The sequence below is a fragment of the Aeromonas sp. 603757 genome (assembly GCF_049171255.1).
Taxonomy (GTDB): domain Bacteria; phylum Pseudomonadota; class Gammaproteobacteria; order Enterobacterales; family Aeromonadaceae; genus Aeromonas; species Aeromonas veronii_A.
On sequence record NZ_JAAKOE010000005.1, the window covers coordinates 243,675 to 265,807 of the forward strand.

Below are 22,133 nucleotides of genomic sequence, written 5' to 3' on the forward strand. Positions count from 1 at the left end.
AAGCAGCTAATGCAGGAATTGCGTTACATCTTGGTTGCCCTGGGCGGTATTGCTATTGCGGCATTGCTCATTCACGGGTTGTGGAGCAACAAAAAGAATCGTCAGGCACCGATCAAAGAGAAACCGATTGGACGGATGGACTCCAAGTCGCGGGATCGTGATAACGACGCCTTCGACAGCGATGGCATCGGCCAGGTACGTGTGGTCAGTGGTGGCCGTCGTGCCGAGCCCAAGCTGCGCAGTGAAGAGAGCCGCCAGCCGGAACTCGGTCGTCGCCCTGCCGTCCCCGCCTTTGATGATGAAGATGACGAGGACGATCTGCCGCCGCCTGTAGTGCGCAAGCCTGCTGCCCGCCCGGTTCCGCCGCCTCCTGTCTATGAAGAGGAGGAAGCGTTCGACGAACCGCTGCCCGAGGAGATCGACGAGGCGCCCGCCGCGCCGGTGCGCAAACCTGCTCAGGTCAATCGTCGTACCCCGGTCTACCGTTCCCGTCCCCAGCGCGAGCCCATGATGCAGTCGCTGGACGACGAGCCGCTGGTCGAGCCCGCCTACGCGACCGCCCCGACTTTTGGTGCCCGTGCAGAGACAGTCCGTACCGCCGACACAGTGCGTGCCGAACCGGTGCGTGCTCCCGAGCCGGAATATCAGCCGCAGCCCCGTCATGTGGCTCCCGAGCCTGTTTATGAAGAGCCGGCCTATGTGGCACCTGCTCCTGTGGTGGAAGAGCCGCGCATGGCCCCCCAGTCGGTCGAGAAGATCTGGCAGGATGTCTATGTCATCAACCTGATGGGCCGTCCGGGTCACGACTTGCAAGGTGCAACCCTGCTCTCATCCCTGATGGCGCTGGGCTTCAAGTTTGGCGAGATGGATATTTTCCACCGTCACGAAGATCCCAACGGCAAGGGTGAAGTGCTCTTCTCCATGATCAACATGGTCAAGCCGGGTACTTTCAATCCCTATCGGATGGAGCAGTTCACCACGCCGGGTGTCTCCCTGTTCATGCAACTGCCGCTGCGCAGCAATGCCGCGTTTGCCTTCGAGGATATGCTGCAGGCTGCCGATCAGCTGGCCAGCGATCTCGATGCCATGCTGACCGATATGGATCGCAGCCCGCTGAGCGACGAGACCATTGCCCGTTACCGTCACGAGCTGGCTGCCTACGAGGCCAGCCGCGACTAATACGCCATGCGGGTCGAGTGAAGAAAAAGTGCGGTACCCTGGTACCGCATTTTTGTTTCTACCCCGGCCGGATGTTCAATCACACTTCGAGACTTTTTCATGAGCGATATCCTCTCCCGCCACCGTCAATTGTGTGAACTGCTTACCGAATATGGTCACCAGTACTATGTGCTGGATAACCCCACAGTGCCGGATGCCGAATACGATCGCCTGATGCGCGAACTGATTGCGCTGGAGGCCGAGAATCCCGAGCTGAAAACACCGGCGTCACCCAGCGTGCGGGTCGGCGGTCAGCCGCTGACGGCGTTCAGTCAGGTGCGTCACGAGATCCCCATGCTCAGTCTGGATAACGTCTTTAGCAGCGAAGAGTTGCAGGCGTTCGAACAGCGCATGAGCGATCGCCTCAAGCGTGACGTGCGTTTCACCTTCTGCTGCGAGCCCAAGCTCGACGGTCTGGCAGTGAGTCTGCTCTATGTGGATGGCCAGCTGGTGCAGGCGGCCACCCGGGGCGATGGCGCCACCGGTGAGGAGATCACCGAGAACGTGCGCACCATCAAGGCCATTCCGCTCGCGCTGCGGGGCACTGGCTGGCCCGAGCGGCTGGAGGTGCGTGGCGAAGTCTTTATGCCCAAGGCCGGTTTCGAGGCGATGAACGCCAAGGCGCTGGCCGCGGGCGAGAAGGTATTCGTCAACCCGCGCAATGCTGCCGCTGGCAGCCTGCGCCAGCTTGACTCGCGCATCACCGCTAGCCGTCCCCTGAGCTTTTACGCTTACGGTGTCGGTGTTGGCGGCGAGCAACTGGGCGACTCCCACTTTGGCCGTCTCACCCAGCTCAAGGAGTGGGGGCTGCCGCTCAGTCCCGAGGTGAAGCTCAAAGAGGGGGCAGCCGGTTGTCAGGCGTTCCACGACGACATTCTGGCCCGCCGTGGCGAGCTCCCTTACGAGATCGACGGCGTGGTCTACAAGGTGGATGCTATCGCTCTGCAAGAGGAGCTGGGCTTTGTGGCCCGCGCCCCGCGCTGGGCGACCGCCCACAAGTTCCCGGCGCAGGAGGAGATGACAGAGCTTGAGAACGTCGAGTTTCAGGTTGGTCGCACCGGCGCCGTGACGCCGGTGGCCAAGCTCAAACCTGTGTTTGTTGGCGGCGTCACCGTCTCCAATGCCACTTTGCACAATGCCGACGAGATCGAGCGCCTTGGCGTGATGGTCGGCGATACCGTGATCGTGCGCCGGGCAGGGGACGTGATCCCGCAGATCGTGGCAGTGGTGGAGGCACAGCGCCCTGTTGATGCGCGTGAAATTCTCTTCCCGACCGAGTGCCCGGTGTGTGGTTCGGCAGTGGAGCGGCTGGAAGGGGAAGCGGTTGCCCGCTGCTCCGGTGGCCTGTTCTGCGAGGCGCAGCGCAAGGAGGCGATCAAGCACTTCGCCGCCCGTCGCGCCATGGATGTGGACGGCCTTGGCGACAAGATTGTCGAGCAGCTGGTGGACAAGGGGCTGGTGAAGACCCCCGCCGATCTCTTCAGCCTCAATGCCATCCAGCTGGCCGGTCTTGAGCGGATGGGGCAAAAATCGGCCCTCAATCTGGTGGCTGCTATCGATGCTGCGCGCAGTACCACCCTGCCGCGCTTCCTGTTTGCCCTGGGGATCCGTGAAGTGGGGGAGGCGACTGCGCTCAACCTTGCCAACCACTTCCTCACCCTGGATGCCCTGCGCGCGGCCTCGGTGGAGCAACTGCTCGACGTGGCCGATGTGGGTGATGTGGTGGCCAAGCATGTCTACTACTTCCTGCGTCAGCCCCACAACGTGGAGGTGCTGGAAGCCTTGCTGGCTGCCGGCATCCACTGGCCGGCCATCGAGAAGAAAGAGGCCGCGGAGCAACCCTTTGCCGGCAAGACCTTCGTGCTGACCGGCACCCTGACCACCTTGTCGCGCAACGACGCCAAGGCGGCATTGCAGGCGCTGGGGGCCAAGGTGGCGGGCTCTGTATCTGCCAAGACCGATGTGCTGGTCGCGGGGGAAGCGGCCGGTTCCAAGCTGGCCAAGGCACAGGAGCTTGGCATTACCATCTGGAGCGAAGAGGAGTTGCAGCAGGCGCTGCAAGGCCAGAGCTGAGTTCGTCTCTCTGATAAAAAAACAACCCGGTATTCGTGCCGAGTTGTTTTTTATTCCCCCGCTATCACCATTTTTTGCGGGGGTGCAGCAAGCGCCTGAGCAATATTTCCCGAGTGCTCAGTTTGCTCAATCAGTATGGCAACACTCTACAAGGCCACCTGATGCATCAAGCCGAAGGGGGGCATCCTCTCTCGAGGCTTATTCCTGTGGCTTGAGGAAGTTGCGATAGAGCATATAGAGGTGGGCCGAGCTCCAGCTGAAGTTGCTGGCCCCCTGCATGGCGCCGGTCTCCGGATTGTAGTTTTCGCGGATGGGGCCGCTGCCCGCCAGTCCTTCGGCATTGTTGAACAGCTTGTTGACCAGTGCCTCGGCATCGCTGCGATAGCCGTAGTTTTCGAGCCCCTTCACCCCGAAGTAGAACTGATCGAGCCATACCCGGCCGCGCCAGTAGATATTGGGGTCGTAGGCCGGGTTGGTCAGCGCGGCTGTGCCCAGCGGGATCTTTGTGTTGAACTCCTGGGCGTTGAGCATCACCTCGCGCACCCGTGCCGCTTTCTCCTTGTCGGCGACTTCTGCCCAGAGCGGGCTCCACCCTTCCGGGCCACGGCCGCGGGCGGTCAGCAATTTTCCGACGCAGCCGTTGCCGTCAGCAACATCCCCCTGACCAATCTGGCGATCGTAATAGAAGCCTGACGCCTCATCGAACATGCAGCTGTTGATGTAACCAGCCAGCTGGGTCGCGCCATCGCGGTAGCGGCTCGCGTCGTCCGGCTTGCCAAGCAGGTCGGCCATGTCTGCCAGAATGCGTTTCTCTTTGGCGAGGAAGGCGTTGAGCTCCACCGACTCCTGATCGATGGAGAAGCCGATCAAATCGCCATTGTCCTGATGGTTTTCAAAGAAGGCGACGTTCCAGTCCTGACGTGCCTTGGCCAAATCTCCGCCATAGGTCTTGTCGGCATAACGTTGCAGCTGGCCCGGTTCGATAAAGCCGAAGCGGGCGGCGTTGTCCATGCCGGACTCCCAACCGGCGCCGTGCTGGGCACCGATATCCATGTCGCTGTAACCGCCCACGTTCAACACCTGTTGATAGAGCGGCATACCGGCGCAGGCATACCAGCTATCCCCCTCACTGGTACAGCTGGAGAGATCCAGCCCGGCGGGAATACCGTTGGAGTACTGCACCTTGAAGGTGATATTGCCGTACTCGTCATTGTGCTCCACATGCTTGGTGGCGCCATATTCGATGATGCCGTTGCGGTTGTTGTCCCGCGCGCGGTACCACCAGTCGTGGTAGGCCTGCAGCTTGGGATACATCTCGGCGATAAAGGCCTTGTCCTTGGTGGCGCTGTAGATTTCCCAGATGGCCCAGGCGGAGAGGGGCGGCTTGGTGTCGCGCTCGTTCCAGTTGCCGCCATCGCCACCGCGATCCGCCAGCTTGTTGTAGAAGACGGCGTCGATCACCATGCCCGCATCCTGCGGTCGTACCGGATCATCCGGCTGCACCTGATAGTCATACATGGCGCGCACGTTGTTCTTGGCCACCTCAGGGTTGAAGTGCGCCATGGCATAGGCGTGCTTCCAGCTGTCCCAAGCCCAGACGCCGTCGAACCAGCGGGCGGTATTGGAGGGGGTTACCCCATCGTGGAGGATGGCGCCAGCCGGGGATCGCCAGTTGCCATTGAGGGTCTCCATCGCCTTGACGGCGATGCGACGTTCCGACTCGGGGATCCCCTGATTGGAGAGACCCTTGGCAAGGTAGCCCTCCCAGCGGCGGATGGAGTCGGCAAAATAGCTGGCCGGGTTGGCCAGCAGGGCTTGACGGCTCTGCTGATAGCGGCTGGCGTCATCTGCGGAGTGGAGATAGCTCTGCAGGGTGTAGATATCCTCGCTCCCCTTGGCGGCCAGGGTAATGCTGGCGTCGCTTTGGTAGCCCAGTGTCTTCTGGTCGAGGGTGGTGCGACTTGGCAGGGTGCGGTCGATTCGATAGCGGGCGCTGCCGCTCTGCATGATGTTCCAGGTGCTGCGCAGTTTACCGAACTGGAATTCGATTCCTTTGTCGCTCTCGCTGATGGTGCGTGTCCAGCCTGGATATTTGCTGGCAATCGTATCCTTGGCATCCCATTGATTGAGCAACTCGCCCTGCCAGTTGAGGTTGAGGGTGAGCGGTGCATCGGTCTGGTTGATGAGTCGGGTGCGGATAAGGGCGGTGCGGGCATCGCCATAACGCAGCTCCAGCTCCAGCGTAAAGGGCTCGAACTCGAAGCGTTGCACCAGCGCTCCGGGAATAGCGTACACCTCCTGCTTGCGGGCGCTGGTGAGCGGGAACGGGCGCCCGCTCGCATCGCTGAGGGTGAGCTTGTCCAGCTCGCTGGCAAAGAAGAGGCTGTACTCCTCGGAGATGACCATGGGGCCGGTAAAGCCCCCCCACTCCTTGTCGCTCGCAGGCAGCAGGAAACCGTGCCATGCCCCCAGATCGAGCAGTGGGTTGTATTTGAGGTTGGAGTAGCTGTCAAAGTCGCGGAATTGGGTCGGAGTTCCCCGACGGTCGATCACGTCCTTGTACTGGATGGCCTGCTCCGGTTTGGCGACTGTGCTGCTCTCTGTCTGGTTATCGTTGCAGGCGGTCAGTCCGAACAGGGCGGTGCCTAGGGCTATCGAGAGTAAAGTTTTACGAAACATTTCTCGCTCCAATTCCGTTTATGTAGGTTAAAAGGAAGATTTTTTACGCTTATTTTTAGTGAAAAGGTGTTCGGTAGCCATTGTATGGCAAGGGGAAAGGGAGCGCTGGCGCGAGATCACACTCTGAAGAGGCGGCAATGTGAGCGGGATCACCGGGTTACATCAGGTTACATAGAATGGTCTTTAAGTAATATTTTACTTTTCGTTGCTCGCCAATCTGGCAGGGCAGGTGTGCAGGTATTGGTGGGGCGTCAGGCCGAACTCCTGTTTGAAGCGGGCGGCAAAGCGGCTTGGGGAGTCATAACCGCAGGCGAGGGCGACCTCCAGCGGGGTCAGGCCCTGCTGCAACAGGTTGAGGGCGTGGTTCATGCGTACCTGAGCCAGCAACTGGCGAAAGCTGCGACCTTCGGCGGCCAGCTTGCGCACCATGGAGGCGCGGCTCATGGAGAAGTGGGGGGCCACCGCCTCCAGGGTGTGGTCGATGCCGGGTTCCACCGCCAGGTAGCGTGCCAGCCGCTCTGCGAGGGTCATGGTGCTGGCGGGAAAGAGTAACCCGAGGGCGTTGGCGGCCCGCAGTTCGGCATAGAAGCCGCGCAGCAGTTCGGCCTGGGTCGCCTCGCTCAGTCCCCGTTCGGCCATGGTGCTGATGAGCTCAAAGCAGAAGGCGAGCCCGGGGGTGACCTTGACAGCGGGTTCCTCCAGATCGGCGTGGGAAGGGGCTGACTCGGCCAGCCATTCTGGTGGCGGCGGAGTGAGCAGCGTGATGGCGTGGGAGCGAAACTTGCCCTGCTCCGGCTGATTGACGAAGGTGAGCTGGTGGCCTGCCGGGATCAGCAGCCACCGCTCCCTGTCAAACGACAGACGCCGCTCGCGCCACCATAGTTGCTTGCTCCCCTGGGTGACCCAGATGAGGGTTGGGGCATAGATGAGCACCCGATGCAGGGGCTGCTGGCGGATCCCGAGATAGTGGCTCTGTTGCAGCAGGGGTGTGCTCATCCGGTTGGCTCCTAGGGAGTGACGAAGGTGGCGGTCAGGGTGGCCTTGCCGAGCGCCATGCTATTGAGCATGTAGCCTACCATAGCGGGCGGGGTATCAGCCTTTACCTCGAGATCATGGGGCAGGGCCCAGGCGGTGAACTGATAGCGGTGCATGCCGTGACCAGCGGGCGGGCAGGGGCCGCCGTAACCCTGGCTGCCAAAGTCGGTGCGGATCTCCAACCCCTGCTTGAGCTTGCCGGAGGCATTGCTGGCCAGCTCGCTCTGGGTGGCAGGCAGGTTCACCACCAGCCAGTGCCACCAACCGCTGCCGGTGGGGGCATCGGGGTCATAGGCGGTGATGGCAACACTCTTGGTGCCTGCCGGCAGATCTTGCCAACTCAGCTGGGGCGAGTGGTTGTCGCCGCTGCAGCCAAAGCCGTTGAAGCTGAACTGTTTGTCCATCAACTGGCCTTCGTGAATGTCCGTGCTCTTCAGGGTCATGGCAAAGGCTGGCATGGCCGTCAGGCAGAGCAGTGGCAACAGGGCACTCTGTTTGAGCAATTTCATCGGGTGACTCCTCGTGTGGTAACGGGTTCACTTTAGCGAGGGTGGGACAGGATTTTGTTGCAGAACGACTCAAGGTGAGGTCGATTGGTGAGTTAATTGAGCCTTTGGGTGGTTTTATGGCAAGAAGGTAAACGGCAGCCATAAAAAAACCGGCATCAGGGATGCCGGTTTTTTGTTTGACGATGAGAAATGCGGCTTAGCGCAGGATCATCTCGTCACGGCCCGGGCCGACGGAAACCATCGGAACCGGTACGCCGAGCAGCTCTTCGATACGCAGCACGTACTGCTGGGCAGCGCGCGGCAGCTCTTCGAAGGTGCGGCAACCGGTGATGTCTTCGCTCCAGCTTTCCATCTGCTCGTAAACCGGCTTCAGGGCTGCAGTTTGCGGCCAAATCGGGTTCTCGGTGTGGGCACCTTCGTAGGCCACGCAGATCTTCAGATCCGGCAGACCGGTCAGGCAGTCCAGCTTGGTCAGGGCCACTTCGGTGGCGGCTTGCAGCTCGACACCGTTCTTGGTGGCGACAGCGTCGAAGTAGCCGACATCACGAGGACGGCCAGTGGTAGCGCCGAACTCGTTGGTGATCTTGCGGAACTCGTCCTGGTTCTCCATGGCGGTCAGCAGGGTGCCGGTACCGACAGAGGAGCTGAATGCCTTGGCCACAGCGATGACGCGCTCCGGACGCAGACCCGGCAGACCGCCACCGATACCGGCGTAGGCGCCAGATACGTGGGAGGAGGTCACCCAGGGGTATTCGCCGTAGATCAGGTCACGGCCAGCGCCCAGCTGCGCTTCGAACAGCAGGGTCTTGCCTTCGGCCTGCAGCGCTTTGAGCGGCATGCTGACGTTGCACACGGCGTCGATCCACGGTGCAGAGACTTCCAGCAGCCAGTCAGCCATCTCCTGGGCAGTCTGGGTGAATTCGAAGGAGGGGTAGATAGCCTTCATCTGCGGCAGTTTCCAGTCCAGCATGAACTGGATGCGCTCGACCAGCACGTCCGGCTGTTTCAGCCAGCCGACCAGGATCGCTTTCTTCATCACGCGATCGCCGTAGGCAGGAGCGATGCCCTGACGGGTGGAGCCATAGGCGCCGTCACCCAGACGTTGCTCTTCCAGGGTATCTTCCAGTGCGTGCAGCGGCAGGCAGAGGGTAGCGCGGTCAGAGATGGCCAGCTTCGGAGTCACGCCGGAGGCTTTGACTTCGTCGAGCTCGACGGTCAGTTTCTCGGGGCTGATCACCATGCCCGGGCCGAGGACAACCAGGCAATCCGGGTTGAATACGCCACTCGGAACCTGGTGCAGCTTGAAGGTGCCAAGGTCGTTGACCACGGTGTGGCCAGCGTTGTTGCCGCCCTGGAAGCGAATGCTGGCGCCAGCTTGACCTGCCAGATAATCCACGATGCGGCCTTTGCCTTCATCACCCCAGTTAGCACCTACGACTACGATAGACGACATGACTCTTTCTCCTAAGACGTTAGGCGTTCATCCTAGGAGCCTGATGCGGATTAGAAAAATTAATTATCTTTATAATTCCGATAAGAGAACCATATAATTATGGCCAATTAAGCGGCAAACCGTCCGATTTTGCCTGGCAAGCCCCGCACATCGCGGGTTGAGGGACTCTTATGCTGGATATTCACTGGCTGCAAACCTTTGTCACCCTGGCCCGATTGCAACATTTTGGCCAGACCGCCACCGAGCTGCACATGACCCAGCCCAATGTCAGCCTGCATATCAAGCGGCTGGAGCAGGCGACCCGGGTGCGGCTGATCGAGCGCAGTCCGTTTCGCCTGACGCAGGCGGGGGAGCGGCTGCTGCAAAGCGCCGAGCGCACCATTGCCGAGTTGCAGCTCTGCCAGTCCGATCTCAATGCCCTCAACCAGCTGAGTCAGGGGACGCTGGCCATCGCCGCCAGCGACATCATCTCCCGCCTGCTGCTTATCCAGCCGTTCCAGCGCTTCAAGCGGGAGTTCCCCGGCATCGACCTTACCCTGTTCAACACCACTTCGGATCAGGCCGCCGAGCTGGTCAAGGCGGGCAAGGCGGATCTGGGCTTCGTGATGGCGCAAAAGCGCAGCGAGCCGCTCTTCTATACCGAGCTGCAACAGGTAACCTGGTGCGCGCTGGGCCACGGCCTTGCCCGCTGGCAGGCGCGGGCGGTGGCGGGAGAGAGCGATCCCCTCGATGAGCCGACCCTGATCTTGCTCGGTCACGACACCCGCACCCGGGCGCTGATCGACCCATCCCTGCCGCTGTTGGCGTTACCCCCTTGCCGCATCATGGAGGTGGGCAGCGTGGACGCCCAGCTGGATTGGGCCGAGGCGGGCTTTGGTGTCGCCATCGTGCCGGACTTTTCCCTGCATCCGCGCCTCAACCTCACCGCGCCGGTCACCAGCCTCGGCGACTTTCCCGGTACCAGTCTGGGCTACGTGGTGCGCCAGAATCAGGTGTTGTCGCGGGCCATCAAGCAGTTGCTGCACTGGGTAGAGGAGGAGATCCAGAAGCCCAACCCCTATCTGACCCGGGTGATGGAGCCGTAGCGGGGCGGCAAGGTGAGTAGGTCTATCGGGGTGACTGTGCCGCCATCAATTGCGTCACTATCGAACGTGCGTAAACAATCAGGGCAGCCGAGGCTGCCCTGATGTATTTGTGGGTGCTGACCACTCAGTGCTGCGGCGGTGTGGCTGCACTGGTGGCAGGGGAGGGAAGTATATCGGTTTTATCCTGCGGTGGGGTTTCGTCAGCAACCGCGCTGCTGGCAGGCTGGGTTGCCTGCTCTTGCGGCGCAGTGGCCGCAGAGGCGCTCTGTGGCAACTGAGTTGAAACGGCAGCCGATGGTGCTGGCGCCGTTGACGCTGCGGCAGAGGGGGCCACGCTCCCACCCTCGGTGGTTGGCGCAGTGAGCTCGGGGGTGACCTCGAGCGCCTCTTCGGGTAAGGGATTAACCTCTGTGGCTTCTGTCGCCACTGCGGCACTGCTGGTGGCGGTCGCGTCAGAGGGCGCAGTCGTCCCGTCAGCGGCACTCACCTGCTCTGCTGTTGGTGCCGCCTCCGAGGTTGATGGTTCAGGTGCTAACTGCTCCGGTGCCAACTGTTCCGCTGTTAACTGCTCGGGGGTCAGTGGCAAGGGGGCTGGTGGTTGATCCGACATCCCCGCATGGAGGGGCAGCTCGGTTTGCGCCTGCAACTGCTCGGGCGTCACCTTGCTCAGGGCGGGATGCAGCCGACTGAACTGTTTGACCCGGGCCAGCAGGGTATCGCGCACAGTTCGGACGATGGGGCCCGGCAGGCTGGCCAGCGCCACCAGTTCGGCACTCATCCCGATGTTGTTGATGGCGGTGGTCTGCCCCGGATAGAGGTTGGCGGCGATGCGGCTGCGCTGGTAGTAGGGGTGTTGCTTGAGCAGCCTGTCGATCTGCTCCCCTTCGATGGGGATGAGGCGCACCTTGCAGCGGCTGATCAGATCGCCGACCGCCAGACTGGGGTGACCGGCAACCACAAACGCGGCATCCAGCGAGCCATCGCACAGCCCTTCCAGCGGTTCGCTGTCCGACTTGAGTTGATAGGCAGCAAACTGCCCGGGTTGCCATCCCATGGCCGCCATCAGGGCCTGGCTGGTGATCTGCTCACCGGCGCCGTTGTTGCCCGGATAAACCCGCTTCCCTTCGATATCTGCCAGGGTGGTGATGCCGCTATTGGGGGCGGCCAGCAGGGTCAACGATTCCTGATAGAGGCGAAACAGGCTGCGTAGCTCATTGTTGGCCCCCTGCCCGCTGAAGGGGCCGGTGCCGTGCAGGGCGTGGTGCAACACATCGGACTGCACCAGCGCCAGCTGTACGTCCCCCTTGTCGAGTGCCTTGAGGTTGGCCATTGAGCCACGGGTGCTCTGCACGGTGCAGCTGTCCCCATGCAGGGCATGGCCGGCATTGAGCACCCGGCAGATGGCGCCACCGGTCGGGTAGTAGACCCCATTGAGCGGGCCCGTTCCGATGGTCAGCGCCTGGCTGCCAAAGGGGAGCAGCGCAGAGAGTGCACAGAGGGGAAGCAGAAGGTGATGCAAGATCCGTAGAGACATAATTGACCGTTGACTGAGTTGACCGCTGGCTGATGACACAGGGAAAAAGGGATGGGGCTTGCCCATCCCGTTGCTGGCTGATCAGGGCTTGTTGTTGAGGATTGCCCGCTCCATCCGCGCCAGCGCGTCGGTCAGCCGTGCCCTGGTGCAGCCGAAGTTGAGCCGCACGAACTGACCATCGCCAAACTGGGCGCCGGGGGAGAGACCAACGCCGGCCTGCTCGAAGAAGGCGATGGGATCGGCAAGGCCAAGGGCGCTCACATCGATCCAGGCCAGATACGTCGCCTGATGACTGGCCAGCTTGACGCCGGGCCAGCGGGCAACCGCCTGCTGGATCAGGGCCAGATTGGCCGCCAGATAGTCGAGTTGCGCGGTCAGCCACTGTTCGCCACCCTCATAGGCTGCTTCGGCGGCGACAAAGCCCAGCAGGTTGACGTCGGCGCTGATGCCGCGCATCGCCTGTTGCAGCCTGAAGCGCAGACGGGCGTTGGGGATAATGGCGAAGGAGCAGCAGAGACCGGCGATATTGAAGGTCTTGCTCGGGGCCATCATCACCGCGCAGCGCCCGGCTGCTTGTGCACTGATGGCGCCGTAGGGAATGTGGCGGGCGTTTTTATCCAGCAGCAGATCGCAGTGGATTTCATCGGAGCAGATCACCAGATTGTGGCGCGCGGCGATGACATCGATGGCCAGCAGCTCGTCACGGGTGAATATGGTGCCGCCCGGGTTGTGGGGGTTGCAGAGCAGCAGTAGATCTGCGGCGGGGGCCTGACGCTCAAGCTCTGCCAGATCCAGCACCCAACGACCCGCCTCTTCAATCATCGGCACGGTGAGCAGGGGGCGATCATTGAAGCCCGGCGCCTGCAGGAAGGGGTAGTAGACCGGCTTGGGGGTGATGATGCCGCGGCCATGCTGGCTCCACGCCTTGCAGGCGAGGTTGAGCCCCGGCACCACGCCCGGCAGGAATACCAGCCATTCGGGCTCGATGGCCCAGCCATAGCGGGTCGCCATCCGTTCGATAATGAGTTCGATCAGGCGCGGCGAGGGGCGTGAATAGCCGAAAATGCCGTGGGCGACCCGTTTGGTCAACGCCTCGATCACGGACGGGGGGGAGACAAAGTCGGTATCGGCAACCCACATGGGCAGCACATCCTGACCCTTGTACTTGTCCCATTTCAGGCTCATGGTGCCACTGCGGTCTACTTCCTGATCAAAATCAAACATGCGAATTCCTTGTGCTGGCAGGATGGGCTTTCACTCTACGGGGTCGCGGCCTCCCTCGCAAGGCGCACGCCTGCTTATGCATCCTTGAGCCCGCTCTTGATAGTGACATAAGATAGGCGCCGAATTTTCATACGGCTGCCGCCCGTTAGCCCGTATCGTCCCTCCAACCAGTGGTAACCCTATGAGCTTGTCGATAGCGGCGGTCAAACGCCCTGACCCCGTCTCTCTTTCATTTCTTGCCGTGACCTTTATGACCGGCGTCGCGGTGGCACTGCAGGTGCCTACCTTAAGTCTGTTTCTGGCCGAAGAGGTGCAGGTGCGCCCCTTTCTGGTCGGGCTCTTCTATACCATCAATGCGGTGGTGGGCATTCTGGTCAGCCAGTGGCTGGGCCACCGCTCCGACAACAAGGGGGATCGCAAGCGACTGATCCTGCGCTGCTGTTTTGCCGGGGTGGCGCTCTCCCTGCTGTTTGCCTGGAACCGCAACTACTGGCTGCTGGCGAGTCTGGGGGTCATGCTGGCGGCGCTGGCGGCCACGGCCAGTCCCCAGCTGTTTGCGCTGGCGCGGGAATACTCCGACAGCCGCAACCGGCGGGCTGACATGTTCAGCTCGGTGATGCGAGCCCAATTTTCGCTGGCCTGGGTCATAGGCCCGCCCATCGCCTTCGCGCTGGCCATCGGCTACGGCTTCGAGCTGATGTATCTGGCTTCGGCACTGGCCTACCTGCTCTGCGCCCTGGTGGTGTGGCGCTGGCTGCCCTCTCTCCCTTTGCCCAAGATGGCTGAAGAGAGCGAGCGGGTCAGCAGCTGGCGGGATCCGGCGGTGCGTGCGCTCTTTATCGCCTCCACCCTGATGTGGACCTGCAACAGCATGTACCTCATCAATATGCCGCTTTACATCACCCGCGAGCTCGGGATGGATGAGAAGCTTGCCGGTATCCTGATGGGCACGGCGGCGGCGCTGGAGATCCCCTTCATGCTGCTGGCGGGTTACTACACGGCCCGTTTTGGCAAGCGCCCCATGATGCTGCTGGCGGTGCTGGCTGGTGCGGCCTTTTACACAGGTCTGGTGACCCTCACCGACCAATACGCCCTGATCGCCTTGCAGCTGTTCAACGCCATCTTCATCGGTATCGTGGCGGGGATCGGCATGTCTTACTTTCAGGATCTGATGCCGGGGCGGGCCGGGGTGGCGACCACCCTGTTTGCCAACAGTATCCGCACCGGCTCCATCATGGCAGGGGCCATCGCCGGTGTGGTGGCGGAGGTGTGGAGTTTCCACGGGGTCTTTATGGTGGCGCTGGGATTGGCACTGGTGGCACTGGCCGCCAGCTGGCGGGTGCCCAACGTCTGACGGGGGATCTGGCTGTTATTTGTCGTGTTGGGGCTGGGCGTGCGGAAGCGGCGCTGATTCGCCCTGATATTCGTTGCGCAGGCAGCGCAGCAGCAGCTCGGTCGCGGGGCCGAGAGATTCGGGGGAGAGGGTCAGCAGGTAGGTGTAGAGGTGGCGCTCGTTGCCGCTTTCCAGATCCAGCTGTATGAGTGAACCTTCCGCCAGCTCCCGCTCCACCAGATGACGCGGCAGCCAGGCATAGCCGAGGCCGAGGCGCAGCATGGCGAGCACTTCGTGGTAGTGGGTCGCCTTCCAGCCGGTGTCATCTGCATCGTTCCAGTCCACCGAGCGGTGAATGGGGGGATGAAGGCTGATCTGGTTGTGGCTGGTCAATACGTCGCTGCGGATGGGCCTCTCCTCTTGCGCCAGCGGATGGCTGGCGGCGCAGAGGGGCAGCAGGCACACCTCGTCCAGCAGCAGACCGGTGCGATCGCCGGGCAGGTGCTCGGAGAGCATCAGATCCCCCGGTTGCAGGGCGTTGAAGTGGCAGTGAATGCGTTCGTGCAGGTTGACCCGGCAACCCCGGCTGCGGGGATAGAAGCTGGCCAGGGCCCGATAGAGGCGATCCCTTGGCTGCAGCGCCGAGACATAGAGGTTGATCTGCGGCTCCCATTGTCGCTCCAGGTTGTTGGCCAGATTTTCCAGCTCTTCCACCTGTTGGCTCAACTGACGGGCCCGCTTGAGGAAGATCTCGCCCGCCGGCGTCAGCACCGCCTTGCGGCCGCGCACCTCCAGCAAGGGCACCCCCAGACTCTGCTGCAACTTCGCAACCGCATGATTGAGGGAGGACTGGCTCTTGTTCAGCGCCTCGGCCGCCTGGGCGTAGCCGCCGCAGTCGACCACCGCCTGAAAGATCCGCCATTGCTCAAACGTGCTCTTGGGACGAAACATAGTTCAACCTGATTGGAGATAGGATGGTCAGTGGTTCGAACAGGGAGCCTGTGCCCCCTATTCAATTTAACCCCTGCCGCACAACACTCTGGGTATTTTATTGATTTATTTGGGCTGGGCCACGCAACTTGTTTATTTTGGCTGAGCCACAAAGGTCTGACCGGTTTTGCCGCGGCTGTCCGACCCCATCAGGTAGAGGTAGAGCGGCATCAGGTCGGCCGGAGTCTTGAGGTTCATGGGATCTTCCGCCGGGAAGGCGCTGGCGCGCATCTTGGTACGGGTACCGCCCGGGTTTAGGGTATTGACCCGCACACCGGTGTTCTCAAGCTCGTCAGCCAGCACTTCCATCATCCCCTCGATGGCGAATTTGGAGATGGCATAGGTGCCCCAGTAGGCGCGCCCTTTGCGCCCCACGCTGGAGGAGGTGTAGACGATGGAGGCATCGCCCTGCGTCTTGGCAGTCTGGCGCAGCAGCGGCAGCAGCGCCTGGGTCAGCAGGAATTCCGATTTGACGTTGACCTGCATCACCTCGTCCCACTCCTTCTCCTGAATGTGTTCAAACGGAGAGAGGGTGCCAAGCAGACCGGCGTTGAACAGCACGCCGTCGAGGCGGCCAAACTGCTGGGCGAAGGTTTCGGCCATGCCGCGGTAGTGGGCGGCGGTGGCCCCTTTCAGATCCACCGGCACGATGGCGGGCAGCGGATAACCGGCCGCTTCAATCTGGTCATACACGGCTTCGAGTTTGGCGCTGGTGCGGCCGAGCAGGATCACGGTGGCACCGTGAGCGGCGTAGGTGAGGGCGGCTTCGCGGCCGATCCCGTCGCCGGCACCGGTGACCAGAATGACTTTATCCTTGAGCAGATCGCGGGGCGCCTGATAATCGAGCATGACAACTCCTGTTAACAAATTCCGGCCATAAGTGCATGGCAATCGGCGCCAAGTGTACTGATCCGCGCGCCTGTTTGACCAGCCAGCGGCAAGAAAAATGTGAAGAAAATAGAGAGGTTGTGATGCTCGGGTTGGTTTTTCCTGGCACTGGCTGCGATTTTTTGCGCGCCTCCATCAAACTCCCTAGAATGTGACGAAAACCGATCCATTCTGGAGTCCATCGTGACATTTCTGACCGAATATGGCCTGTTTTTGGCCAAGACAGTGACCTTCCTGCTGGCCATCGGCGCCATCATCCTGATGATTGTGAGCACTCGCCAGCCGAAAGCGCGCAAGGGGGAGCTGGTGGTGACCGATCTCTCGAGCGAGCTGGAGCAGGGGCAATTTGCCCTCAAGAGCGCGCTCGCCAGCAAGGCCGAGCGCAAGGTGATGGAAAAGCAGCAGAAAGAGGAGCAGAAAAAACGCGCCAAGGCGGGGGATGAGCGCAGTCGCCTGTTCGTGCTCGATTTCAACGGCAGCATGGATGCCAAAGAGGTGGCCTCCCTGCGCGAAGAGGTGAGCGCGGTGATTGGCGTCGCCCAGCCCGGCGACGAGGTGCTGCTGCGACTCGAATCCGGTGGCGGCGTAGTGCATGGTTACGGCTTGGCCGCTTCCCAGCTGCAGCGGCTGCGCGATCGTGACATCAAGCTCACCGTGGCTATCGACAAGGTGGCGGCAAGCGGCGGCTACATGATGGCTTGCGTGGCGGACAAAATCCTGGCGGCCCCCTTTGCCATCGTCGGCTCCATCGGGGTGATCGCCCAGCTGCCGAACTTCAACAAGTTGTTGAAAAAGCACGATATCGAATTCGAGATGCACACCGCCGGTCAGTACAAGCGCACCATCACCATGTTCGGCGAGAACGACGATCTGGGGCGCGAGAAGTTTCGCGAGGAGCTGGCGGCGATCCACGAGCGCTTCAAGGCTTTTGTGGCCGAACACCGCCCGCAACTCGATATCGATCAGGTCACGACCGGCGAGCACTGGCTGGCAAGTCAGGCCAAGGGGCTGGGGTTGGTGGATACCCTCTGCACCAGCGATGACTATCTGCTGGCGCAGGCCAGCCACCACAAGGTGATCGGCATCAGCTATCGCAAGCCAAAAAGCCTGACCCAGAAGCTGGGGCAGCAGGGCGCGCAGGCGCTGGAAGCCGGACTGGGGCGTCTGTGGCAGCAGAGCCCCTGGCGCTAAGCCTGGCCCCTGGCGTTAGCCAGAGGGAAATCCCGCGATAAAAAGGCCAGTCGATGCCTATCGGCTGGCCTTTTTGCATCCGGTTGCACCTTGCTGGTGAGCAAAGGTTGTTTCTATTGAGGCCCTCTGTTACAACTGAATGCTTTCCCCGTTTATGACAGGATCTTGTGGTAAGAGCTGCGGGGCATGGAGCATAGCGATGTCATGGAGCACCTTCAGGCAATTTACCCCGCTGGTCTGGATCGTCATTCTGGGTACCTTCATGGTGCGCACCAGCTACTACATGGTGTGGCCCTTCCTCTCCATTCTGCTCTATCGGGAGTATGACCTTTCGGCCACCTTCATCGGCCTGTTGCTGGGTGGCTCGATGGCCCTCTCTACCCTGGTCAGTTTTTACGGCGGCTGGCTCTCTGATCGCTTCGGGCGGCGCAGCATACTGCTGGCCGGTTGTCTGGTGGCGATGATCTGTTTCGGCCTGCTCGGTTTTTCGCACGAGGTGTTCTGGCTCGGAGTCGGGGTGATGGGCAGCGGCCTCTCGTCGGGGCTCATCGATGCCCCCGGCAAGGCGTTGATGGCCGACAGTCTGGCCTCGGCCAAGGCGCGGGAGCTGGCACTGCACCTGCGCTATTTTCTGCTCAACCTGGGGGCGGCGCTGGGGCCGCTGCTCGGGGTGACCCTCGGGATCAACGCCCAGCAGGAGACCTTCCTGTTTCTGGTGGTGAGCTATTTGCTGTTGGCGCTGGCCTTTGGCTGGGGATTTCGCCGGGCTGGCAGCACAGGCAAGCCGGGTGCTGCTGGCCCCGGACTGAGGGATGCCATCAAGGTGTTGCTGGCGGATCGCGCCTTCCTGCTGCTGGTGATGGCCAATCTGCTGATGGTGCTGGTTTACTCCCAGTTTCACTCGCCGCTGGTGCAGTACCTGACCCGGGCCGGTATGCCGCAGGTGGCCGAGCTGGTTGCCCTGCTGGTGGCGACCAATGCCCTGACCGTGGTGCTGCTGCAGTTTCCGCTGCTGCGGTTGTTGTCACGCTGGCCGGTGCGGGTACGGCTTCATATCGGCATGGCGCTCTTTCTGGCGGCCCAGCTGCTCTTCGCGCTGGGGGACCCGATGGTGCGCAGCCACTGGTTTGGCGCCGTGCTGCTGCTCAGCATCGGCGAGACCATCCTCTTCCCCCTGCTCAACGTGCTGATCGACCAGATGGCCCCCACCCACCTCAAGGGGAGCTACTTTGGTGCCAGCGCACTGGCCGGGTTGGGAGGGGCCGCCGGCGCCCTGCTGGGAGGCTGGATCCTCGAGCAGTGGAGCGGGCAGTTGCTCTATGTGCTGATGGCGCTGCTTTGTGTGGCGATTTTTGCGCTTTATGAAGCCGGCGCCCGACATCATGGTCGGCGAAGTGCCCGACAGGAGTCGGTGGTAGGCTAACCGGGTTGACCTCGCTGCTGGCCAGCCCCTTATGGTTCAGAAGGTCAGCACCTTGTCGGCAGCCAGGGTCCATTGGGCCAGCATCGGCAGGGTGCCGACCTCAATGCCCTCGATCAGCGGCAGAGCTGTGATGCCACGGGCATCGGTGCAGGTCTTGCACAGGCGAATGGTGACGCCCTGGGCCAGCAGGATCTCCAGCATCTGGCGCAGGTTGTATCCCTCGGCCGGTGCCTGACCGGCCAGTGCCGCGCTCACCGCATCGGACATCAGGAACAGCTTCAGGTTGGCCCCCCCCTGTTCGTTGAGGGCGATAGCGAGACGCAGGGCGTTGAACAGGGATTCGCTGCCATAGGGGGCACCGTTGGCAATGACCACAATTTGTTGATTCATAACAGACTCCCGATTGAAAAGAGCGCTATTGTAGAACCAACAGGGTGGCAATTGCGTGATGTCGCACAACTTCTGTCGCACCTTTTTCCCGCTTGCTTGACCCTGCTGCCGATCAAGGTTTTTATGGTCAGCTCGCAAACAAGACCGGATGAATCGAGATGTGGAAAGTATTGGGAGCCGGCTTGCTGCTGTTGGCGGGTCAGGCCTTTGGCAGTGAGGCGGTCGGTTGCAAGGCCCGTCTGCAGGCCGTCAACGACCAGCTGGTGTTTGCCAAAGCACACAACAACGCCGGGCAGATTGCCGGGCTGGAACAGGCCGCACGCAATATCAAGGCCAATTGTACCGATGAAGGTCTGCTCAAGGAGCAGAAAGAGCGGGTTAACAAGCTGCGTGGCAAGGTGGACGAGCGTCTGCTCGAGCTGCAGGAGGCGAGAGTCAGTGGCAAGCCGGACAAGATTGCCGACAAGCAGAGCAAATTGGAGCAGGCACAGACCGACTTGCTGACGGCGCAGCGGGAACTGGATGAATTGCACCGGTTGGTAAACAAAAAATAGCCATCATGGAGATGAGGGCGGGATCAAAAAAGGCCGGGATTTCCCGGCCTTGTTGCATTTACTGTCGGTGCATCTGTACAAACTTCTTCATCAGCAGCGCTGCGGTTTCATCATATGGACGGGCTCCCGGAGGATGCAGCCTGTGAGTTGTTGATGCTGATACCGAGGTTACTGCCGATGCATCCGCACAAACTTTTCCATCAGCTGATCTTCGGTTTCCACATGAGCGGGATCCCAGATGATGCAGTCGATAGGGCAGACACTGATACAGGTCGGCTTCTCATAGTGACCGACGCACTCGGTGCAGCGACTGGGGTCGATCTCGTAAATCTCCTCACCCAGGCTGATGGCCTGGTTCGGACACTCGGGATCACACATGTCACAGTTGATGCACTTGTCGGTGATGAGCAGTGCCATCTCAGGCGGCCGAGTGGGGCTGACGGGTATCCTGACGCTCACCGAGGTTGCGCAGCAGGATGCCGTAGTTCACGTCCACTTCCTTCGGCACCGGCACATAGACTACGTGGCCGTTGCCCGGTGCGGTGTCGATCAGCTCGCCCTTGCGGTTCTGCATCTGCTCCAGATTGAAGCTGAGGTTGCCCTGCGGGGTCATCAGCTCCAGGCTGTTGCCCACCAGGAACTTGTTCTTTACCTCGACCTCGACCATGTCACCGTTGCGACCGGTGATCTCGCCGACGAACTGCTGGGTGTCGGAGACGGAGTAGCCGTAGTCGTAGTTCTGGTATTCGCTGTGGTTGTGACGGCGCAGGAAGCCCTCGGTATAGCCGCGGTGGGCCAGATTTTCGAGGGTGCCCATCAGGCTGCGGTCGAACGGACGGCCTGCAACCGCATCGTCGATGGCCTTGCGATAGACCTGGGCGGTACGGGCGCAGTAATAGAAAGACTTGGTGCGCCCTTCGATTTTCAGCGAATGGACGCCCATCTTGGTCAGGCGCTCGACATGTTCGACTGCGCGCAGATCCTTGGAGTTCATGATGTAGGTGCCGTGCTCGTCCTCGAACGCGCTCATGTACTCGCCCGGGCGGTTGGACTCCTCCAGCAGCACCAGTGCATCGCTCGGCTTGCCGAGGCCCAGCGTCGGGTCAACTTTCTGCACGGCGATGGGCTCCTGACGGTGGACGATCTGGCCCACGTCATCTTCTTTACCTTCGTGAACCTTGTACTCCCAGCGGCAGGAGTTGGTGCAGGTGCCCTGGTTGGGGTCGCGCTTGTTGATATAGCCGGAGAGCAGACAGCGGCCGGAGTAGGCCATGCACAGAGCGCCGTGAACGAAGACTTCCAACTCCATCTCCGGCACCTGCATGCGGATCTCCTCGATTTCGTCCAGCGACAGTTCGCGGGAGAGGATGACCCGAGTCAAGCCCATCTGATGCCAGAACTTCACCGTGGCCCAGTTGACCGCGTTGGCCTGCACCGAGAGGTGAATGGGCATATCAGGGAAAGCTTCGCGCATCATCATGATGAGACCGGGGTCTGACATGATCAGCGCATCCGGCTTCATCTCCACCACCGGACGCATGTCGCGGATAAAGGTCTTGAGCTTGGAGTTGTGGGGCTGGATGTTGGCCACCACATAGAACTGCTTGCCGAGGGCATGAGCCTCGTTGATGCCGAGCTGAAGGTTCTCGTGATCGAATTCGTTGTTGCGTACCCGCAGACTGTAACGGGGCTGGCCGGCATAGACTGCATCGGCGCCATAGGCGTAGGCGTAACGCATGTTCTTGAGGGAACCTGCGGGGGAGAGCAATTCTGGTTTAAACATGTCGGACTCTTTATGTCTGATTGCAAATCAGGACAACGCCACCTGATGGCGTCGTAGTGGTTGAGTTGCGGTGCAAGATGCCCTCCGAGAGGATGCTCAATGCAGCGCGACCCGATGACGGCATATCCGGGGTTATCGAAAGAAGATGCGCCGGATATTCGGGGTGCGAGATTGTACTCGCCCCCACGTCATCATGCAATTTGGCAGGAATATCATGCGAATGGAAAATCAGTTTTTGGGTAATCTGTGATGGTGGGTTAGCGATATTTGCCGATGTTCAATTATCCAGTGCGAGTTGAAAATCGGGAAACTGTTCGCTCATAAAATTGCGGGGGCTGTGGCCATTGCCTGCGCTGGCCAGCCATTCCCAATCCAGTTTTGGCGAGCCCGCTTTGAAGCGTTGATAGGCAACGCCCTGATGAATGGTCAGAAAGAGGGTCGTGGGGAGTCCCAGCTTGTTGCTGTAGCGCACCATCAGATCGCCCTGATAGTCGTTGCTGATTCTGATTTTGAGTGCCTGCAGTGTCAGACCTGTTGCGTGGCCATGCTCATCCCAGACTTCAAACATGATGTGAACACTCTGATGTTGATGATGCCACGATGAGCAAGGTGGGATGCAATTGCAACTGTCAAATCTGACAAGGGCGGAAAGTGTTAGTGGGCAAGAAAGCGAAAACCCGGCGCAAGGCCGGGCTTTCTGAATGATGGTGGAGGGAGAAGGATTCGAACCTTCGAAGGCAGAGCCGTCAGATTTACAGTCTGATCCCTTTG

General features: G+C 61.0%; 19 protein-coding genes. 7 read left to right on the forward strand and 12 right to left on the reverse strand.

The annotated features are described in order from the left end of the window. The first annotated feature begins 9 nt into the window (after positions 1-9). Together zipA and ligA are read left to right on the forward strand one after the other, a co-directional pair. A complete protein-coding gene (zipA, locus tag G5332_RS07310; RefSeq protein WP_421251854.1) occupies positions 10-1,179 on the forward strand; it encodes a cell division protein ZipA in 1,170 nt (389 codons plus the stop codon). A gap of 99 nt (positions 1,180-1,278) precedes the next feature. Further along, positions 1,279-3,291, forward strand: coding sequence for an NAD-dependent DNA ligase LigA (ligA, locus tag G5332_RS07315; protein ID WP_421172069.1), 2,013 nt, complete (start codon positions 1,279-1,281; stop codon positions 3,289-3,291). Between the two features lie 198 nt (positions 3,292-3,489). On the opposite strand, the gene ygjK is transcribed toward ligA, so the two are convergent. From ygjK to G5332_RS07335, 4 genes are all read right to left on the reverse strand, one after another. Continuing rightward, a complete protein-coding gene (gene ygjK, locus G5332_RS07320; protein ID WP_421311200.1) occupies positions 3,490-5,970 on the reverse strand; it encodes an alpha-glucosidase in 2,481 nt (826 codons plus the stop codon). A 195-nt stretch (positions 5,971-6,165) separates the two neighbouring features. Further along, positions 6,166-6,966, reverse strand: coding sequence for a helix-turn-helix transcriptional regulator (locus G5332_RS07325; protein ID WP_421205224.1), 801 nt, complete (start codon positions 6,964-6,966; stop codon positions 6,166-6,168). Between the two features lie 11 nt (positions 6,967-6,977). Next, positions 6,978-7,514 carry a YbhB/YbcL family Raf kinase inhibitor-like protein gene (locus G5332_RS07330; RefSeq protein ID WP_005353872.1) on the reverse strand — a complete coding sequence of 179 codons (537 nt, stop codon included), beginning with the start codon at positions 7,512-7,514 and terminating at the stop codon, positions 6,978-6,980. A 196-nt stretch (positions 7,515-7,710) separates the two neighbouring features. Further along, positions 7,711-8,967, reverse strand: a complete 1,257-nt coding sequence (locus tag G5332_RS07335) for an adenylosuccinate synthetase (protein ID WP_005353870.1) — start codon at positions 8,965-8,967, stop codon at positions 7,711-7,713. A gap of 170 nt (positions 8,968-9,137) precedes the next feature. Between G5332_RS07335 and G5332_RS07340 the strand changes: the two genes are divergently transcribed. Continuing rightward, complete coding sequence (locus tag G5332_RS07340; RefSeq protein ID WP_005353868.1) at positions 9,138-10,052, forward strand: LysR family transcriptional regulator; 915 nt, start codon at positions 9,138-9,140, stop codon at positions 10,050-10,052. Positions 10,053-10,176: 124 nt separating this feature from the next. Here the strand turns inward: G5332_RS07340 and G5332_RS07345 are convergent, their stop codons facing one another. Both G5332_RS07345 and G5332_RS07350 read right to left on the reverse strand, forming a co-directional pair. Beyond that, a complete protein-coding gene (locus G5332_RS07345) occupies positions 10,177-11,586 on the reverse strand; it encodes a TAXI family TRAP transporter solute-binding subunit (protein ID WP_421259229.1) in 1,410 nt (469 codons plus the stop codon). Between the two features lie 81 nt (positions 11,587-11,667). After that, positions 11,668-12,810, reverse strand: a complete 1,143-nt coding sequence (locus G5332_RS07350) for a MalY/PatB family protein (RefSeq protein ID WP_421259228.1) — start codon at positions 12,808-12,810, stop codon at positions 11,668-11,670. 181 nt (positions 12,811-12,991) lie between these two features. Between G5332_RS07350 and G5332_RS07355 the strand changes: the two genes are divergently transcribed. Then, positions 12,992-14,164, forward strand: coding sequence for an MFS transporter (locus G5332_RS07355; protein WP_005362183.1), 1,173 nt, complete (start codon positions 12,992-12,994; stop codon positions 14,162-14,164). Positions 14,165-14,179: 15 nt separating this feature from the next. On the opposite strand, the gene G5332_RS07360 is transcribed toward G5332_RS07355, so the two are convergent. Together G5332_RS07360 and G5332_RS07365 are read right to left on the reverse strand one after the other, a co-directional pair. After that, positions 14,180-15,094 (reverse strand): LysR family transcriptional regulator, encoded by a 915-nt coding sequence (locus G5332_RS07360; RefSeq protein ID WP_421172063.1) that lies wholly within the window; start codon positions 15,092-15,094, stop codon positions 14,180-14,182. A 132-nt stretch (positions 15,095-15,226) separates the two neighbouring features. After that, entirely contained in the window at positions 15,227-15,982 is a 756-nt protein-coding gene (locus G5332_RS07365; protein WP_040069067.1) for a YciK family oxidoreductase, read from the reverse strand. A 222-nt stretch (positions 15,983-16,204) separates the two neighbouring features. Between G5332_RS07365 and sohB the strand changes: the two genes are divergently transcribed. Both sohB and G5332_RS07375 read left to right on the forward strand, forming a co-directional pair. Next, complete coding sequence (sohB, locus tag G5332_RS07370) at positions 16,205-17,212, forward strand: protease SohB (protein WP_005353858.1); 1,008 nt, start codon at positions 16,205-16,207, stop codon at positions 17,210-17,212. Between the two features lie 199 nt (positions 17,213-17,411). Then, a complete protein-coding gene (locus tag G5332_RS07375; protein WP_058055676.1) occupies positions 17,412-18,635 on the forward strand; it encodes an MFS transporter in 1,224 nt (407 codons plus the stop codon). Positions 18,636-18,671: 36 nt separating this feature from the next. On the opposite strand, the gene G5332_RS07380 is transcribed toward G5332_RS07375, so the two are convergent. Continuing rightward, the gene (locus tag G5332_RS07380; protein ID WP_346201495.1) at positions 18,672-19,025 is read right to left on the reverse strand and encodes a DsrE/DsrF/TusD sulfur relay family protein; all 354 of its coding nucleotides are present in this window, start codon (positions 19,023-19,025) and stop codon (positions 18,672-18,674) included. A gap of 158 nt (positions 19,026-19,183) precedes the next feature. On the opposite strand from G5332_RS07380, the gene G5332_RS07385 reads away from it, so the two are divergent. Beyond that, on the forward strand, positions 19,184-19,579 hold the full coding sequence (locus G5332_RS07385; RefSeq protein ID WP_421208760.1) for a DUF1090 domain-containing protein: 396 nt from the start codon (positions 19,184-19,186) through the stop codon (positions 19,577-19,579). A 168-nt stretch (positions 19,580-19,747) separates the two neighbouring features. Here the strand turns inward: G5332_RS07385 and G5332_RS07390 are convergent, their stop codons facing one another. The 3 genes from G5332_RS07390 to G5332_RS07400 form a co-directional block, all read right to left on the reverse strand. Then, the gene (locus G5332_RS07390) at positions 19,748-19,996 is read right to left on the reverse strand and encodes a YfhL family 4Fe-4S dicluster ferredoxin (RefSeq protein ID WP_005334896.1); all 249 of its coding nucleotides are present in this window, start codon (positions 19,994-19,996) and stop codon (positions 19,748-19,750) included. Between the two features lies 1 nt (position 19,997). After that, the gene (gene yegQ / locus G5332_RS07395) at positions 19,998-21,362 is read right to left on the reverse strand and encodes a tRNA 5-hydroxyuridine modification protein YegQ (RefSeq protein ID WP_216953099.1); all 1,365 of its coding nucleotides are present in this window, start codon (positions 21,360-21,362) and stop codon (positions 19,998-20,000) included. Positions 21,363-21,639: 277 nt separating this feature from the next. After that, entirely contained in the window at positions 21,640-21,930 is a 291-nt protein-coding gene (locus G5332_RS07400) for a hypothetical protein (RefSeq protein WP_227342151.1), read from the reverse strand. Positions 21,931-22,133: the final 203 nt, after the last annotated feature.